We start from the raw sequence: 13,230 nt of genomic DNA on the forward strand, positions 1-13,230 counted from the left end.
AAACCGCAACCTGGTCGTGCGAAATCGCACAGTTGAACGCGAAATCGCACATTTTTCTTGAGTGTAGGATCTTGCAAAGTGCTATAAATCAGTTATTTGTTTCATGGCACGTTGTTTGGACCTTTATAGGTGAGACACTGCACAGATGATGGATAAAGAACTTGCCCCCAAAATCGCGAATCGCTCCCGCAATCGAAACTGGATCGTGGGGGTGACGATTATCGTTGCTTTAGCACTCGTGCTGACCTGGGCTCGCAATGCCCTGAAGACCTCCGTTGAGGCCGAGAAAATCAGGATAGCAACGGCAGAAATTGGTCCCGTTGAAAATTCACTCAACGCGACGGGTGAAGTCATACCCGCCTACGAACAGATCTATACGAGTCCCATTCGGGCCAGCATCCGGCGGGTACTGCTCACACCCGGCACGGCCGTAAAACCCGGTCAGCCGATTCTGGACCTCGACAAATCCCTGACGCAAATCGAACTGGAAAAACTGAATGATCAACTGGCGTTGAAACGTAATGGCATCGATCAACTGCGGATGAAACTCAACAAAAGTCTCTACGATGCCGAAGTGAATGATCAAATCAAATTGCTTAATATCAATCGGCTACGCGCTGATCTGGATGGTGCTCGTCGCTTGCAGAAAGTAGGAGGGAGCACCGGCGAAGATGTAACCCGCGCGGAGAATTCACTACGTGTGGCTGAGTTGGAGAAAAAACAACTGGAGAACGACCTTGCCTACAATCGGCAGTCAATGAGTGCCAGCCTGCGCGAAACAACCCTCCAGGCGCAAATCGAGGAGAAAAGCCTGAAAGAACTGACCTATAAAATCAAGCAGGCCGATATTGTCGCCGACCGTCCGGGTGTGCTGACCTGGGTTAACGAGAACATTGGCTCATCGGTGAACGAAGGAGAAATATTAGCGAAACTGGCCGATCTGCGGAGTTTCCGGGTTGAAGGGTCCTGTTCCGACGTATATGCCGAACAGCTGAAGTCGGGTTTGCCGGTGATTGTCAAGATCAACGAAACCAACCTGCGCGGGCTGATCACACAAGTGAAACCGGCCGTCAAAAATGGGATCATTCAGTTCGTAATTCAACTGGATAACAGTGCGCATGCCTCGTTGCGACCCAACATGAAGGCCGACGTGTTCGTCATTACGGATCGCGTAGCCAGGGCTGTGCGCGTGGCAAACGGACCGGCGTTTAAGGGTAAACGGAAGCAGTTTATCTATGTGCTGCCCAAAGACGGGAACGTAGCGCACCGTCGGGAGGTGGAACTGGGCTTGTCGAACTTCGATTTCGTGGAGATCAAGAATGGGTTGCAAGCGGGTGAGCGCGTTATTACGACTGATCTGAGCCAGTATGAGCATCTGGAGGAAATCACGATTGACCCAAAAACTAACCGTTAACCACTATGAATCGTTTTTATCTGTTCATGATGGGTTGGCTGGCTGTAATCGGGCAAACGTTCGGCCAAACGCAACCGATGACATTGACCGATGTACTGCAACTGGCTCAGGCACAGTCGGTATCGGCAAAACGGGCCAATACGCAACAGCGCACAAACATCTGGTCGTACCGCTCGTTTCTGGCGCAGTATAAACCGCAACTCAGTCTGGACGGTACGTTGCCTAACTTCACACGCTCCTATATTCAGGTCGTACAACCCGATGGCAACATCCGGTTCGAGCCCGTATCGTACAACAACTCTATTCTGAATCTATCACTGAGCCAGACGATTGCGCCAACGGGCGGAACAATTTCCGTACAGACGCAGCTCCAGCGATTCGATAATTTCATCCAGAATAACACCCTGTATAATGTCGTGCCATTTGGCATTGAGCTAACGCAACCTCTGTTTCGCTTCAACCCCATGCGCTGGGATCGGCGGATTCAGCCGCTGTTATTTGCCGAAGGAAATCAGCAATTCATTGAAAACCTTGAACAGGTTTCGGTATCGGCCACTACGTTGTATTTTGATCTGCTGGTGGCGCAGGTGAATCTACAGATTGCCGAGACAAATCGGGTGAACAACGACACGCTTTACAAAATCGCGCTCCATAAACTCGAACTTGGTAAGATCTCGCAGAACGACTTGCTGCAACTTCAGTTGAGCGTACTGAATGCCGAAAAAGATCTGGCATCCGCCCAGCAAATGGCGGCTGTGGCCTCACTAAAGCTAAAAACGTTTATTGGATATCGCGATGAGGACACCGGCCCGACGCGCCCACTCGAACTGGCGATTCCAAATCAGATTCCGGTATTTGCGGTCGATGTAAGACGAGCAATTGACGAAGCCGGCTCGAATCGGTCGGCAGCCATTGGGTTCCGGCGACGGATGCTGGAAGCCAGCCGGGATCTGGAAAAGGCGCGTAAAAACAACGGCCTGAATGCTACGTTAGTTGGCGGCTATGGACTATCCAATCAGGGGGGGCGGTTGGGTGAAGCGTATGTAAGTCCGCAGAATCGAGAATACGTATCACTCCAGTTTAGCCTTCCGATTATGACCTGGGGTCGCACCAAAGCGATTGTCGAAACGGCCAAAGCGAATAGCGAACTGACCCAGCAAACCGTAGAGCAAGACAAGCTGACGTTCGAGCAGGAAATTTTTACGCAGGTGACGCTGCTGCAAATGCTGAATCAGCAAGTGACACTGACGGCTAAAGCGGACCAGATTGCACAGAATCGGTACCAGATTGCGCAGGATCGCTTTAAACTGAGTGATCTCAGCGTAACGGATTTAGGCATTGCCACCCAGGATAAGGACCGCGCCCGTCGGGATGCAATTTTAGCCTTGCGTGACTACTGGCAGGCGTATTACACGCTTCGCTTACTGACTTTATATGATTTTGAAACAAACACTAAACTAGCAAAGGGGTAAGGGCATGGGGCAATGAGTAAAGGTTCGCGAGTTTTTCGCCCTCTGCCCTAAACCCTCTGCCCCATCCCCGCTGCCCAACGCTAAAATCCATGATCACACTCCAAAACATCGAAAAAGTTTACCGGACCAGTACCATCGAGACGCTGGCGCTAAACAACATCAACCTGAACATCAAGAAGGGTGAGTTCGTCTCCATCATGGGGCCATCAGGTTGTGGCAAGAGTACGTTACTGAACGTAATGGGCTTGCTGGATGAGCCGTCGAAAGGAACCGTCCAACTGGATGGACAGCCGGTGACGCAGTACCGCGACAAGGAACTGGCCCGGCTACGTAACCAGAAAATCGGCTTCATTTTTCAGAGCTTCCACCTGATCAATGATTTGACGGTGCTCGATAACGTGGAGATTCCGCTGCTGTATCGCTCGCAAAATGGTCGACCACGTCAGGAATACGCGAAAGAAGCGCTAACAAAAGTGGGCTTGAGTAATCGCGTGAAGCATTTCCCGAAGCAATTATCGGGGGGACAGAAACAGCGGGTGGCCATTGCCCGGGCCATCGTGGGCAACCCCGACATCATTCTGGCCGATGAACCAACCGGCAATCTCGACAGTGCGATGGGCAACGAAATCATGAACATCCTGCAACAACTGAACAACGACGGTGCTACCATCGTGATGGTCACGCACGACGAACAGATGGCCAAACGCACACACCGACTTATTCGCTTATTCGACGGCACGCAGGTATTATAAAGAGTGAAAGGGCGAAAGAGTGAATGAGCGGACAAGCTCGCCAACTATTCTTTCGCTCTTGCACTCATTCACTCTTCCGCTCTTTAAACATGCTTTTAAACTACATAAAAATCGCCTGGAAGGTACTGCTGCGGCATCCGTTTTATACCTTCATTACGCTCTTTGGCATCAGCCTGACGCTGACGGTGCTGATGGTGCTGACCTCTTTTCTGGATCATATTTTCGGGAGTCATTATCCCGAAATAAAACGTGACAGATCGCTCTATATCATGCAGATGACCCAAATGGATTCGGGTCGGACCGGCCGACAAACGGGACCAATGAGTTTCAATTTTTTGACCCAGTATGCCAAATCATTGAAAACGCCCGAGCGGGTAACCCTCTGTACGTTTGTTAATAGTTCCAATGCGTACGTGGGTTCTCAGAAAATCAAACTCAATACCAAATTCACCGACGCCGATTTCTGGCAGGTAACGGACTTTGAGTTTCTGGAAGGCAAACCCTTCAACGAGCAGAATATTACTAACGGTGACTACGTAGTGGTGATTACGGACGATTTCAAAAGGCAGTATTTTGATCATTCCGATGCGCCCGTTGTGGGTAAAGATGTCGAGATAGAAAACGTTCATTATAAGGTAATCGGCGTTGTGAAAGGCAGCCCCGTTACCCGGCCGTTTACGTATGCCGACGTTTATTTTCCCTACACAACGCCCAAAAGCAACTATCAGCGAAGTGGTATGCGGGGTGGTTACGTCGCGATCCTGCTGGCTAAAAATAAATCCGATTTGAAAGGTATGCAGGAGGAATTTCAGGGCCATATAAGCCGAATCCCGTTGCCTGGTATTCAGGATGGGTTTAAGTATGCGACCCTGGACGTGAAAGCCGAACCGTATGCCGAAAATTTTATAGGCACCATTCTGGAAGGTGGACCTGGCTTAAAGGCTATTTTTTACGGAATAATAGGCTTCATTCTGTTCATGCTGATGGGCCTGCCGGCTATTAATTTAGTGAACGTAAACGTCAGCCGCATAATGGAACGGGCGTCTGAAATAGGCATTCGGAAAGCATTCGGAGCACCTGTGAAAACACTGGTCTGGCAATTTATCGTTGAGAATATTTTCATTACGTTCATTGGCGGAACCATCGCCCTGATCCTGACGCTGATTGTTATTAAACTTATCAATAACAGCGGCTGGATTGCCTACGCCGACCTGACTATCAATGTGAACGTGTTCGTTATCAGTCTATTGGTTTGCCTGGTTTTCGGACTTTTATCGGGCGTGTTGCCCGCCCTGCGCATGTCGAAACTTAATATTGCTGAAGCGTTAAAAGCATAGGGCAGAGGGGATTTTTATGCCCATGCCCCATGCCCAACCCCAAATCACCTATGCTACATCATCTGTTTACATTAATCTGGAACAAGAAGAAGGCCCACTCCTTGCTGATCGTCGAAATCTGGGCTTCGTTTATGGTACTCTTCGGTCTGGCAACATTGATTGTTGTCAATCTGAGAAATTACAGGCAGCCTTTGGGTTTCTCGTATGACAACGTCTGGGCTATAAGCCTGAAGAGTAATGAGGATACAACCGACGTAGCGAATAAGCTACAACGTATCGTGCAACGACTGAAGGCCTACCGCGAGGTAGAATCCGTGTCCCGGATGAGCAGTAATTTCCCATTCTCAGCCAACCAGATGAACAATGGCTTCGAATATAACAAGCGGAAAATATCGGCCGATACGTACGTAACCGATGAGGGTTTTGCGAAAACGCTGGACATCCCTGTGCCTGTCGGGAAATGGTACCGGAATGTTGATAGTGTGGGCAAATTCAAGCCGATTGTCATCAACCAAAAGGCCAAAGAGGGATTATTTGGCGACGAAAATCCGTTGGGGAAAGTGATAAGTGAAAAATTTCGGGTTGTTGGGATAATCGATAATTTTAAAGCCAAAGGTGAATTTATGGCCAACAAACCCGCCATATTTGAATTAGTGAATGCCAGTGAGCCCTGGAATGATACCATGCTGATTAAAGTAAAACCCGGAACGGACGCGGTTTTTGAGGCTAAAATTGTGAAAGATGTTGCGTCGATGCTGACCGGCTGGAGCGTGGAAGTCGATTACCTAACTGATTCGCGAAAGAATCAGCATAATCTGGTGCTGGTTCCGGTTATTATTGCGCTCGTTGTGTGCAGTTTCCTGTTAATCAACGTAGCCCTTGGCCTGTTTGGCGTGTTGAATCTGAGCATTGCCAAACGCCGGGGCGAAATTGGATTGCGTCGCGCGTTGGGGGCTACGGGGAGCGGTATTTCAACGCAGTTCGTCGGCGAAATATGGGTACTGGCTACGTTCGCCATGCTTATTGGTCTGCTGTTTGCCATCCAGTTCCCTCTATTGAACGTCTTCGATGTACAATCGGGCGTTTACATAACGGCCATCATTATTTCGATATTGGTCATCTATGGTATTGTTACGCTGTGTGCCTTGTTCCCAAGTCGGCAAGCCGCGCTGATTCAACCGGCCACGGCCCTTCATGAGGAGTGATGAAGCGCGGGGCCTGGTGCGCGGAGCCTGGTGGTTGGGAACGTGCCGCTGGGAACGAAGTTTTGAATTTGGACTCATTGATACATCCCTCAAGCGCCTTGCACCGCGCCCCATGCACTAGACTTCTTGCAAAAGAGTATATTGTAGCCTAAACGTAGCTATAGTGTACTTTATGAAAAGAACGCAATTTCGATTTGAAAACCTGGAAATCTGGCAATTTGCTATTGAACTCGGTGATAATTTACTTGATATCGCTGATAGTTTAGAAGGAAAACGATTGTATCGTTTTGCTGAGCAACTGCGAGGAGCGACGATGAGTGTTTCTAATAATATTTGTGAGGGATCGGGTTCTGTATCGTCAAAGGAGTTTTATCAATTTCTAAATTATGCCCGTCGTTCCTGCTACGAGTGTGCCAATATTCTAGTTGTTATTCAGCGTCGTGAGCATATTACCGAAGAAATAAAGCAAAACTTGTTTGATAAACTTGAGCATCTCAGTCGAAAAATCAATAATTTCCAGAAAGCTCTACTTCCTAAATAGCAGGGAGCTTGGGGCATGGTGCGGGGAAATAAAAGCAAGAGTCTGTTCCATGCCCCACGCTTCCTGCCCCTTGCTCCACGCTCCCTGCCACCATGCTCTTAATCATTGACGACGATATAGCCATTCAAACCTCACTTTCCTTGCTGTTTCGGAAAGAAGGATTTGCGGTGCGTGTAGCCGACGGCCCATTCGAGACGTTCGAGATTCTGAATGAAGAAACGCCCGAACTGATCCTGCTGGATATGAATTTTTCGGTCGATACGTCCGGCGACGATGGCTTGCGTTTGCTACGTCGGATTCGGGAGCGGTTGCCGAACGTACCGGTTATTTTGATTACGGGCTGGGGAAGTATCGACCTCGCCGTGGAGGGTATGAAAGCCGGTGCAAAGGACTTTATCACGAAGCCCTGGAAGAATGAATACCTCGTGCAGTCGGTGCGTACGGCGCTAAATCTGGCTCAGACAGCCCCTGGCTCACCCAATCGCCGGAAACTCGACCAGCAATTTCGGTTCGATAACATTGTAGGTGAAGACCCGAATTTGCTGGCGATCCTGACGACCATCGGGCGCGTGGCGCCAACGGATGCGCCGGTGCTCATCACAGGCGAGAGCGGCACGGGTAAAGAACTTATTGCCGAAGCCATTCATCAGAACAGCCGTCGTCAACGCCAGCCATTTGTAAAAGTGAACCTGGGCGGAATCTCATCGACCCTGTTTGAAAGCGAACTGTTTGGACACGTACGGGGGGCGTTTACCGATGCTAAAACGGATCGCGTCGGTCGGTTCGAACTGGCGAATAAAGGCTCTATTTTTCTGGACGAGATTGGCGACCTCGACATGACCAGCCAGGTCAAACTGCTACGTGTGTTGCAGGATCGAACCTTTGAACCGCTGGGCAGCAGCAAATCCCGAACGGTGGATGTGCGTATCATCTGTGCGACAAATCGGAATCTGGAAGAGATGGTCAGCAAAGGGCAATTTCGTGAGGATTTATTTTACCGGATCAACCTCATCACCGTACACCTGCCCGCCCTGCGCGAACGACCCGGCGACATTCCTCTGCTCGTTTCGTACTTTGTCGATAACCTGAAAACGATTTATAGTCGCCCAGCCCTTCGCGTGAGTCCATCGGCGCAGAAATGGTTGAAAAACCTCCCGTTGCCGGGCAACATTCGACAACTGAAAAACGGGGTTGAACGTACCGTTCTGCTATCAGTCAATGACGAACTGCAACCCGACGACTTCGAACGAAACCTGGTATCCGGTTCGTCCCCTCTGCTCCAGGCCCAACCCCCTTTGCCAGACGTTGGCACCATGACGCTGGAAGAAATGGAATACCAGATGATTCAGCGGGCGATGGCGTTTCACCAAAACCGGGTTGCTAAAGTTGCGCGGGCATTGGGAATTACCCGTTTTGCGCTCTACCGTCGATTAGAGAAATTTGGCATTCCCTATGCAGAGGAGTAGGTTGCTTAAACACAGAGGGAACGGAGGGCCTGCACAGAGAATACAAAAAAAGATTCTCTGTTATCTCTGTATTTTTCTCGGCTACCTCTGTGTTTAAAAAACTATGCACGTCAGTTTTCGCACCCGTTATTTGCTCTACATCGTTGCTGTTCATGTGGCAATTACCGGGTTGTTATTTTTGGTATTTCAACAGAACAAGCCGCTGTTTATTGCCAGCGAACTTGGCCTCTTGTTGTCGCTTTATTTCGCTATCCGTATTTACCGGCAATTTCAGCAACCTTCGGAGTTTATCGCATCGGGCATTGAAGCCATTAAAGATAAGGACTTTACGGTCAAATTCGTGCCGACTGGTAATCGGGAAGTCGATGAATTGATAACCGTCTATAACCTCATGATCGACCAGCTCCGGCAGGAGCGTACGCGGCAGGTGGAACAGCAATTTTTTCTGAACAAACTCATCGAAGCAGCCCCCATTGCCATCCTGATCTTTGATTTCGATGGTCGCATTGCGTCGGTCAATCCCAGGGCGAGCCAGCTACTTTCTGTGCAGCCCGACGACGTAGTGGGTAAAGAACTGGCTGAAATTGGCTATTCATTGCTGGCTCAACTCGCTGATATGGACGATGGTGAGTCGCGGATTATGAAGCCGAACGGCCTGGAAACCTATAAAGTGCTACGTTCTTTCTTCATGGATCGGGGTTTCCGGCGGTCGTTCCTGATGATTGAAGAACTGACGCCGGAGATTCTGGCATCGGAGAAAAAAGCGTATAGTAAAGTGATTCGGATGATGGCGCATGAGGTGAACAACTCCATTGGCGCGGTCAACTCGATTCTCGACGTTACGCAATCCTATGTGAACGAGCCCGATGTGAAACATGCCGTTCGGGTAGCGATCGAACGCAACGATCGCCTGAATCGCTTCATGCGCCGATTTGCCGACGTAGTACGCTTGCCTCAACCCCAAAAACGACCCATGGATGTGAGCGCTATTGTGCGAAGCGTAGTTCGGTTGATGCAGCCGCAGGCGGCTGCCCGCAATGTTTCGCTGACCAGCATTAGCAACGAAGAGAATGTTCGTCTGGTGGATGTCGAGCAGATGGAACAGGTACTGGTCAACATCGTGAAAAACGCACTCGAAGCCTGCGAACCGGGTCAGCATGTAGAGGTAATCAGCACTACCCGCTACGTGCTCATCCGCGACAATGGCGAACCCATTCCCGAGGTACTGGCAGTCAATCTGTTTAACCCATTCTACAGTACCAAACCCGACGGACAGGGCATTGGTCTGACACTCACCCGCGAAGTGCTGCTGAATCACCAGTTTCCATTCTCACTAAAAACCAGCGAAACTGGCTGGACTGAATTTCTGATCGAGTTTGAGTGAGTCAATCAGGTGACAATGGGGCTTCGGGCAGGCCTAAACTCTCACGTAGTAATGGTAACCATCCAGTTTACACCGAATTGGTCGGTTACCATACCAAATGTATCTCCCCAGAACTGTTTGATGAGTGGAGCCGTTATCTGACCCTTTTCGGCAAGTTTTTCAAAGTATCCTTTTAATCGAACCTCATCGGAGCTTTCCAGAGATAAACCAAACTGCCCGGTGTTTTTGGCGTCGGTGTTATGGGGATTATCACTCGCCAAAAGCACAATGTCGCCACTTAACTTGGCAAACATAATTTTTGTCTTCATCTCCGCACTGTTGGCTTTGGGGTCTTTATGAGCGTCGGCAGGGCCCTCACTATAAGGAGTCAATATTAATTCCCCTCCAAAAATACCCTTATAAAACTCCATGGCATCCTGGCAATTTCCACCAAAGAAAAGATGCGGATTAAGCGTTACTGCTACCTGTGTCATACTGGTTTACTTTACTGGTTATCTGCTATCAGTTCACTCAAGTCATCATAAGTGGCCTTTACGGGGCTGTTCGCCCTGGGCCGCAAGTCAAAATACGTAGTAGTTAATTACGCAAGCTATTTAATTTAACGATTGTTTTCTAAACTCAATTCTATTCCACATCAGGTAGATTGCCACGACAAGAATGTAGGAACCCAGCAGAATATATCCATTGCTCACTTTGCCAATGAAGTGCAGCACAACAGGTAATAAAACCGCCTGGGTCCGTACGACTATATCGCCGAATAATTTGGAAAGCAACACCAACAAGCCCACAAATAAAGGAATACCGACATAAAAAGGGACAGGTTTTCCGGTTAACATCGTTGTTGGGTCGTTCAGGATGGCATAATGCCAGAAAAACCATATTGTCCCGATGATCAGGGCTTGTTGCCATTTGGTTAAGCCCGCTACCACGTTTTGCAGATAATGGCGCCAACCAAATTCTTCGCCCAACGTGTAGATGAATTGAGTTAAAACAAGGCCTGTCACCCCAACTTTATTGGCCTCATGGCTGAATAAAACCGGAAGCAGAAGACTCAAAAAAGCAATGCCACCTACTACGGCTGGTTTGCTTCCGGCTAAAGACAGTTTGAACGTATTAGGAATGCCGAAAATCCGGTAACAGATCAAGCCGGACAGCGCAGGACCAAACCCTGTCATAATTTCTTTCACATCAATGTCGAACCAGGTAAGTGCCGGTAAGAATTGATTGACTGCCCATGAAAAAGCAAAGGCCAATAATGCAAATACGAAAATAGGAAGTACAAGTTGTTTCATTACAGGTATTTGCTTTAATGTGTCGGTTGACATTATTCGACTGGAGCATCAGCTCTGTCTCCTGAAATACGTATTATACGTATGCGGGATCGTCCACCTAATATAGCATAATGCACAAAAGACCGAACAACATTCCCTCGAATAGGAGTTGGTTATGAGTTAAAAAAGTGAGCGCCGTAAAGGTATGGGTAACCTAAACGCTTAAAAAAACTGATTCGCTACTTGGTGATGATACGTTCTGGCGAATCAATTGTACCGAACGAAACTGTGCGCCCAACTTTAAGAACCCGACTGTAGGCTAATCGCGGAGTTATCGGGTCGTCCTTCCCACCGATAAAGCCAGGCCGAAAACCAGCGAAATAAGCTCGTGGTGCCGAGATAGACATACATCAGAAACAGCAATTTAAAAAATCCCCGGCGGAACGTGTAGGGAATGTTTGCACCGTCGATGTGCTGAATAAATAAGCCAAACAGAACATAGACGGCGGCTATCCAGATAAGCAGGCTCAGTCCATGTTTGTCGCGGAAACTAATGATATTGAGCACGGTCAGGAAGAGGAAGGTTGGTACGGCATAATTCCAGTAATCGGCGTCGAAAACTACCTGTGCGTTCATGCTCTTATAAATCTGAAGGAGATGGGCAACGTAACCTTCCGTTATGCCATGTATTGATCCTAATGACGTGTGAGGAGGTAGCGGTACGTAGCTGCGGAGAAAGCCGTAGTTCCAGAAAAGTACTGGTAGGAGACAGCCCAAAAAGAGGTAGGCTGACCGGTAAATGGCCTTCTTTGGAGACGATCGAATCGTTTTGGCAAACACCAGTAATGAGCCAATGGGTACGAAGAAAATGGTTTCGGTACGTGTCCAGCAGGCAAGAGCGAACAACAAGGTGCTGCCTGTCAGATATCGGCGTTGGTCAGACTCAAGGTATCGTTCCAGCAAGATAACGCCAGCCGCAAAAAAGGCAGCATTGGCCCAGTCCGTCTGAACCAGCAAGGTATAGGCAAATAGTTCGGGGGTACAGGCCAGGAGGGTTACTAAAATCCCCGCCAGGAGCGGATGGATTCGTTCGCGGAGTTCAGCATAGAGAAACACGCCAAAAGCTAGTACCAGAACCGTAAGCCACACTTTTCCGAAGGCAAACGGCCCATGCCCTTCGGCGGCCAGCAAATAAATGACCTGCTGCATGGCCGTAAATGGCGCGTAGAACGGCTGGTTGCTGAAAACCGAGACCGAAGGCAAATGCTCCGTGAAGACCGAGGAAACAAGGGTATGCTCCTTAACCGCAAACGTAGCAACCAGATCTGGCCCAACGATGGTGTCGAATGGCTGGTTTGGAAACCATGCACATTTCCAGGCGCTGATGAACAACAGGTACGCCCAGAAGGCTAGGAAAGGCAATTCGCACAAGCGAACCGAAAGTCGACGCCATGAAGCTATTTTGCGTAGATAAGCCAACTGACCACGTAGCAGGTACAGCGATAGAAACGCTACGACGCCCAGACCTACAAATACAGGCTTGGGGGCGATAGGCAGGTGAGCAAACTGCACGATGAAGGGCAGCACAGAACTGACTCCCATGCCTACCAGCATGGACAATCCTGCTAAACTAAACCCATTGGTGGCCACGCGCAGGCGAGTAATTAAACCGAAACCAATCAGGAATTGGCCGATAACGACAAGCACAATTGACAGGCTCATGGTGTTGATTGGGTATAGTAAGCCCGGGCCTGTTTGGGCGTATAGGCAAAAAAGTGCGGGTCATACTTTCTGAATTCGCCAAGCACCAGCGGCCGGTTATGCTCTTTGAAGGTCAGTAAGAAAATCTTGTTCTCGTAGACCCAGAACGTATGCGTCGCCCGTTGCAACAGCGAATCTGGAGCCGTCATATCCAGCAAATGAACCGCTTTGCCCAAATGATAATATAAAACGCTCGGATATAACCAGGCATACCCCGTCGACTTGCCTTGCTGGTACGCCTTTCGAATCAGGTACTGTTGCGGAGGAATCAGAAAATAATCGTCTGGTTGACAGCGTTGCCGGATTAGTTCGGTGTACACATAAGCGTCTCCATACCCTTCTCGTTTTCGGGTTGCCACATCAGTCTGCTTCCCTAATTTATGTCGTTGGTTATAGAATCGGTCAATAGTGGTGTTGAGCCAGGTTTGGTTCGTCGGTAAGCTGAGAATAGCGAAAAGGGTAAGGCTACTCGCCACCAGATAAACCAACTGCATGAACCAGAATCGCCGGGTGTTGGTCCTGATACGCGCTTTATAAAGCGGAGTCGCCGAAGATTTACGCATGTCTGAGCCGCCGTTCGCTAGGTTTCCAGGCTGCTCCATTGGCTAAAGATAGAGACTGTTGACG

The 13,230-nt window shown here is 49.1% G+C and carries 13 protein-coding genes; 9 read left to right on the forward strand and 4 right to left on the reverse strand.

Features of this window, described 5'->3' with window-relative positions; genetic code table 11:
* The first annotated feature begins 148 nt into the window (after window positions 1-148).
* From ACYVEA_RS13375 to ACYVEA_RS13415, 9 genes are all read left to right on the forward strand, one after another.
* Window positions 149-1,414, forward strand: a complete 1,266-nt coding sequence (locus ACYVEA_RS13375) for an efflux RND transporter periplasmic adaptor subunit (RefSeq protein ID WP_461113929.1) — start codon at window positions 149-151, stop codon at window positions 1,412-1,414.
* A gap of 5 nt (window positions 1,415-1,419) precedes the next feature.
* Window positions 1,420-2,886 carry a TolC family protein gene (locus ACYVEA_RS13380; RefSeq protein ID WP_461113930.1) on the forward strand — a complete coding sequence of 489 codons (1,467 nt, stop codon included), beginning with the start codon at window positions 1,420-1,422 and terminating at the stop codon, window positions 2,884-2,886.
* An 89-nt stretch (window positions 2,887-2,975) separates the two neighbouring features.
* Entirely contained in the window at window positions 2,976-3,638 is a 663-nt protein-coding gene (locus ACYVEA_RS13385) for an ABC transporter ATP-binding protein (RefSeq protein ID WP_461113931.1), read from the forward strand.
* An 89-nt stretch (window positions 3,639-3,727) separates the two neighbouring features.
* The gene (locus ACYVEA_RS13390; protein ID WP_461113932.1) at window positions 3,728-4,975 is read left to right on the forward strand and encodes an ABC transporter permease; all 1,248 of its coding nucleotides are present in this window, start codon (window positions 3,728-3,730) and stop codon (window positions 4,973-4,975) included.
* Window positions 4,976-5,025: 50 nt separating this feature from the next.
* Window positions 5,026-6,180, forward strand: a complete 1,155-nt coding sequence (locus tag ACYVEA_RS13395) for an ABC transporter permease (protein WP_461113933.1) — start codon at window positions 5,026-5,028, stop codon at window positions 6,178-6,180.
* Window positions 6,170-6,301, forward strand: coding sequence for a hypothetical protein (locus ACYVEA_RS13400; RefSeq protein ID WP_461113934.1), 132 nt, complete (start codon window positions 6,170-6,172; stop codon window positions 6,299-6,301). Before ACYVEA_RS13395 ends, ACYVEA_RS13400 begins: the two co-directional genes overlap by 11 nt.
* Before the next feature lie 51 nt (window positions 6,302-6,352).
* Window positions 6,353-6,721: a four helix bundle protein gene (locus ACYVEA_RS13405; RefSeq protein ID WP_461113935.1), complete on the forward strand. Its 369-nt coding sequence runs from the start codon at window positions 6,353-6,355 to the stop codon at window positions 6,719-6,721.
* Window positions 6,722-6,813: 92 nt separating this feature from the next.
* Window positions 6,814-8,187 (forward strand): sigma-54-dependent transcriptional regulator, encoded by a 1,374-nt coding sequence (locus ACYVEA_RS13410; RefSeq protein ID WP_461113936.1) that lies wholly within the window; start codon window positions 6,814-6,816, stop codon window positions 8,185-8,187.
* Between the two features lie 103 nt (window positions 8,188-8,290).
* A complete protein-coding gene (locus ACYVEA_RS13415; protein ID WP_461113937.1) occupies window positions 8,291-9,571 on the forward strand; it encodes a sensor histidine kinase in 1,281 nt (426 codons plus the stop codon).
* Window positions 9,572-9,612: 41 nt separating this feature from the next.
* On the opposite strand, the gene ACYVEA_RS13420 is transcribed toward ACYVEA_RS13415, so the two are convergent.
* From ACYVEA_RS13420 to ACYVEA_RS13435, 4 genes are all read right to left on the reverse strand, one after another.
* Window positions 9,613-10,044 carry a VOC family protein gene (locus ACYVEA_RS13420; RefSeq protein WP_461113938.1) on the reverse strand — a complete coding sequence of 144 codons (432 nt, stop codon included), beginning with the start codon at window positions 10,042-10,044 and terminating at the stop codon, window positions 9,613-9,615.
* A gap of 120 nt (window positions 10,045-10,164) precedes the next feature.
* Window positions 10,165-10,863, reverse strand: a complete 699-nt coding sequence (locus ACYVEA_RS13425) for a CPBP family glutamic-type intramembrane protease (RefSeq protein ID WP_461113939.1) — start codon at window positions 10,861-10,863, stop codon at window positions 10,165-10,167.
* A 279-nt stretch (window positions 10,864-11,142) separates the two neighbouring features.
* Window positions 11,143-12,564, reverse strand: a complete 1,422-nt coding sequence (locus ACYVEA_RS13430) for a glycosyltransferase family 39 protein (protein WP_461113940.1) — start codon at window positions 12,562-12,564, stop codon at window positions 11,143-11,145.
* Window positions 12,561-13,205: a hypothetical protein gene (locus ACYVEA_RS13435; RefSeq protein ID WP_461113941.1), complete on the reverse strand. Its 645-nt coding sequence runs from the start codon at window positions 13,203-13,205 to the stop codon at window positions 12,561-12,563. The genes ACYVEA_RS13430 and ACYVEA_RS13435 overlap by 4 nt, the downstream gene beginning before the upstream one ends.
* Window positions 13,206-13,230 lie beyond the last annotated feature (25 nt).

The sequence above is a fragment of the Spirosoma jeollabukense genome (genome assembly GCF_054777855.1).

Bases quoted from the DNA above. Each gene is read 5' to 3' on its own strand.
- ACYVEA_RS13375 (WP_461113929.1), top strand. From the start codon at position 149: ATGGATAAAGAACTTGCCCCCAAAATCGCGAATCGCTCCCGCAATCGA.
- ACYVEA_RS13380 (WP_461113930.1), top strand. From the start codon at position 1,420: ATGAATCGTTTTTATCTGTTCATGATGGGTTGGCTGGCTGTAATCGGG.
- ACYVEA_RS13385 (WP_461113931.1), top strand. From the start codon at position 2,976: ATGATCACACTCCAAAACATCGAAAAAGTTTACCGGACCAGTACCATC.
- ACYVEA_RS13390 (WP_461113932.1), top strand. From the start codon at position 3,728: ATGCTTTTAAACTACATAAAAATCGCCTGGAAGGTACTGCTGCGGCAT.
- ACYVEA_RS13395 (WP_461113933.1), top strand. From the start codon at position 5,026: ATGCTACATCATCTGTTTACATTAATCTGGAACAAGAAGAAGGCCCAC.
- ACYVEA_RS13400 (WP_461113934.1), top strand. From the start codon at position 6,170: ATGAGGAGTGATGAAGCGCGGGGCCTGGTGCGCGGAGCCTGGTGGTTG.
- ACYVEA_RS13405 (WP_461113935.1), top strand. From the start codon at position 6,353: ATGAAAAGAACGCAATTTCGATTTGAAAACCTGGAAATCTGGCAATTT.
- ACYVEA_RS13410 (WP_461113936.1), top strand. From the start codon at position 6,814: ATGCTCTTAATCATTGACGACGATATAGCCATTCAAACCTCACTTTCC.
- ACYVEA_RS13415 (WP_461113937.1), top strand. From the start codon at position 8,291: ATGCACGTCAGTTTTCGCACCCGTTATTTGCTCTACATCGTTGCTGTT.
- ACYVEA_RS13420 (WP_461113938.1), bottom strand. From the start codon at position 10,044: ATGACACAGGTAGCAGTAACGCTTAATCCGCATCTTTTCTTTGGTGGA.
- ACYVEA_RS13425 (WP_461113939.1), bottom strand. From the start codon at position 10,863: ATGAAACAACTTGTACTTCCTATTTTCGTATTTGCATTATTGGCCTTT.
- ACYVEA_RS13430 (WP_461113940.1), bottom strand. From the start codon at position 12,564: ATGAGCCTGTCAATTGTGCTTGTCGTTATCGGCCAATTCCTGATTGGT.
- ACYVEA_RS13435 (WP_461113941.1), bottom strand. From the start codon at position 13,205: ATGGAGCAGCCTGGAAACCTAGCGAACGGCGGCTCAGACATGCGTAAA.